The sequence below is a fragment of the Anaerozeibacter quisquiliarum genome (genome assembly GCF_051162045.1).
Taxonomy (GTDB): domain Bacteria; phylum Bacillota; class Clostridia; order Christensenellales; family Aristaeellaceae; genus Anaerozeibacter; species Anaerozeibacter quisquiliarum.
Genome location: NZ_JBISDI010000074.1, coordinates 1 through 2,701, shown reverse-complemented (window position 1 = coordinate 2,701; position 2,701 = coordinate 1). Strand labels below are relative to the sequence as shown.

Below are 2,701 nucleotides of genomic sequence, written 5' to 3'. Positions count from 1 at the left end.
CCTTCCATCGCCCGGTAGACCCGGAGAACTTCGGCTCCTTCAGGCAGCTGCGCAAGTACCTGCGCCCATTGCTGTTCGGTCATGGCTGCGTCCTTCCTTTCCGGCGGCAGCCTCGGCTCAGCCGAAGCACACCGCGCCGTCCTTGTGGGTAAGGGTTTCGGGCTCGCCGTCCACCGGCTCGCAGTTTGCGGCGGAGGCGATCCAGCGGGTGCCGTCGTTGTAGAAGGGGCGGAGGATGGGGTCGCCGGTCACCTCGTGGAAGCCGGCCACCTTGGCGAGGATTCCGAAGTTACGGACCGTCTGGCCCAGGCGAAGCGTGTTGGTCATGGGGAAAACCTCCTTGGGAAGTGGTGTGTGCCTTTCGGCACGTACATAATCGCTCTCTTCGGACACATGATCAAGATATGTGTTGGATAACTCTGCACTGCAAGGTTTTCCCTGATTTTGGCCGCGGAATTTGTGTGCTTCAGCCTGTGTCCCCGGTCAGGATCAGCTGCGCATAGGCCCGGCGGTCGCTCTCGATGAAGTCCACCAGTTCGTAAAACCCCTTGTCAAACGCGATGCGTTGAACGGCGTGGGTATCCAGCATGTTCACCTGCCCCTCCGCGCGCACCGCCAACAGCTGCTCCATGACCTTTTCAGGAACGGACGGGACTTTATCGATCCGATCCACGCCGTACACCGCGCCCAGGGTGACGCCCGTCCGCCATTTCACGAAAACCGTCGCGGTGTCGTCTATGTCCGTCACCTCGCCCAAAGTCCCCGGCGGAATCTCCGTGTAGGGGTCGGAGATGGACACGCACCGCACCGTCGTGCCAATGGGGTACGCCCGGCGCACCTCCTCCACCTGGCGCTTATCGGGAAAGGTCATCGTCCGCCGCCTCCTTCCGCTGCCCGTCCTTCCAGGCAGAACTGCCCGATAGGTTTGAAAGCAGGATTTCCCGCGCGGTTTTGTATTCATCCCCGATCATCCCGATGGACAAGAGGAAGCACCTCAGGCTGTAACGAGGGTTCTCTGGAACCGCCCTTTCTTTTGCCGTGACGCGCTTCTTCTGGAGCGCCGCCTTGCACAGAAGGCTCACCAGCGCAGCGTAGGCCTGGGCGTGGTCGCCGTCCGTCCTTTGGAACCACGGAAACCGGATGGTCTCTTCTCCCACCTGGATTGGCAGCTCTTCCGCGCCCAGCGCCAGCTTCAGAAGCGGCGCCTTGGCGGCCACCATCCGGGTGAGGTTGGTGAGCTTCTCCGGGGTGAAACCTTGGAGCGGCACCTCGATGATGAGGCGGTCGGGTTCGTCCGGTTCATCCGCTTGGGCGGCATCCGCTTCTTCCGCCCAGGCTTCCGTCTGTTTCAGCATCTCCGCCGCGAGCGGCTCGCCGGGGTCGGCGTATCGCCCGGGGCTGTGTGGGTCGATGTCCGGCTCCACGCCCTCGTATTCCTCGCCGATTGGTTCGAAGCCGTGCGCCGCCCGGAGCGTCATGACCAAATCCCGGTCGTCCGGGCCGGTCAGTTCGCCCGTCTTGGAGAGGATGAAGTCTCCGATCTGGTAGTTCGCACTGGGCATCCCCAGATATTGGGTCGGCGCGTTCAGCGCGCTGCTGACGGCCCCGGCTAGGGATTTGCGCCGCTCGCCCGTGACCCCGAAGTTGATTTTCATGTTCGTGCCCTCACGTGGTTGGATTCCGGCGGGCCGTTGGCCCCTCCGGTAGGCACATATTCGCTCCAGTCGTCCACAGATGCAAGATAAGCTTCTGTGTTGTTTATGCTCCAGTGCCCGCTCATTGCGCCCGGTGCCATTCCCTCAGGAACTGGATGGCGTCCCCAAATCCTGCCCGGTAATAGTACCGCGTTTCCTCGCCCGACTGGACGCTGAACGCGTTCTCCAACGCCCGCAGGAGTGGCCGCTGTTCCTCTGAAAGCGCCGCCACCAGCCGTTCCTTCTGTTCCTCTGCCTCCGACACCGCGTCCGTCACCGCCGCCGGCGCGTCCGCGCCCAGGTCATTGATTCTCTGGGTGATGAATTCCTCCATGGCCGCTTTCAGTTTATTGTCCATAACCCCGCCCGCCTTTCTTTGGTTTGGTCTATTGATCCCTCAAAACGCGGGACGGAGCAAGGCGGGTAGGGCGTCTTTCCGGATAAATCCGCGCGTTCTATGGCGCGCTCATGACTTCAGACGCGAGCAGGATTTTGCCATCCCGCTCCACGGTAACGCCATCTTCTCCATAGCTGTCGATCCAGCGGCGCACCGCGGCGGACGCAAACTTGGGGTCAAGCTCCATCCCAAAGCAAACGCGGTTCAATTGCTCGCAGGCGATGCCCGTCGAGAAGCTCCCCGCAAAGGGCTCGTACACAATGGCGTTCGCCTGCGTCGAGCAGGTCAGCGGATACGCCATCAGGGGTACGGGCTTCTGGGTGCTGTGGTATTCCGACTTCTTTGGCCGGTCGAACTTCCACACCGTCGTCTGCTTGCGGTCGGCATACCAGGCGTGCTTCCGGGTGTCCTTGAAGCTGTACAGGCAGGGCTCGTGCATCTGCTGAAAATCTCCGCGGCCAAGGACCAGCGAATCCTTGACCCAGATGCAGGTTGTGCTATAATGGAATCCGGCGGCGACGGTCGCGTTGTAAAAGTTGACCTTCTCGCTGTCCGAGTGGAAACAGTAAAAGGCCCCGCCGTCGGCGAGGTGTTCATATACGAGTTGAAA

Annotated in this window: 5 protein-coding genes; all 5 read right to left on the bottom strand. The window is 61.6% G+C overall.

Annotation, left to right across the window (positions count from 1 at the left end):
- Positions 1–117 precede the first annotated feature (117 nt).
- On the bottom strand, positions 118–327 hold the full coding sequence (locus ACH6CV_RS17995; RefSeq protein WP_456359600.1) for a hypothetical protein: 210 nt from the start codon (positions 325–327) through the stop codon (positions 118–120).
- Between the two features lie 139 nt (positions 328–466).
- Positions 467–871 carry a DUF4314 domain-containing protein gene (locus ACH6CV_RS17990; RefSeq protein ID WP_456359599.1) on the bottom strand — a complete coding sequence of 135 codons (405 nt, stop codon included), beginning with the start codon at positions 869–871 and terminating at the stop codon, positions 467–469.
- On the bottom strand, positions 855–1,655 hold the full coding sequence (locus ACH6CV_RS17985) for a virulence protein (protein ID WP_456359598.1): 801 nt from the start codon (positions 1,653–1,655) through the stop codon (positions 855–857). Before ACH6CV_RS17985 ends, ACH6CV_RS17990 begins: the two co-directional genes overlap by 17 nt.
- Before the next feature lie 121 nt (positions 1,656–1,776).
- On the bottom strand, positions 1,777–2,052 hold the full coding sequence (locus ACH6CV_RS17980; protein WP_456359597.1) for a hypothetical protein: 276 nt from the start codon (positions 2,050–2,052) through the stop codon (positions 1,777–1,779).
- Between the two features lie 97 nt (positions 2,053–2,149).
- The coding region (locus tag ACH6CV_RS17975) for a DNA-methyltransferase (RefSeq protein WP_456359596.1) at positions 2,150–2,701 on the bottom strand (552 nt) is incomplete at its 5' end.

Bases quoted from the DNA above. Each gene is read 5' to 3' on its own strand.
- ACH6CV_RS17980 (WP_456359597.1), bottom strand. From the start codon at position 2,052: ATGGACAATAAACTGAAAGCGGCCATGGAGGAATTCATCACCCAGAGA.
- ACH6CV_RS17995 (WP_456359600.1), bottom strand. From the start codon at position 327: ATGACCAACACGCTTCGCCTGGGCCAGACGGTCCGTAACTTCGGAATC.
- ACH6CV_RS17985 (WP_456359598.1), bottom strand. From the start codon at position 1,655: ATGAAAATCAACTTCGGGGTCACGGGCGAGCGGCGCAAATCCCTAGCC.
- ACH6CV_RS17990 (WP_456359599.1), bottom strand. From the start codon at position 871: ATGACCTTTCCCGATAAGCGCCAGGTGGAGGAGGTGCGCCGGGCGTAC.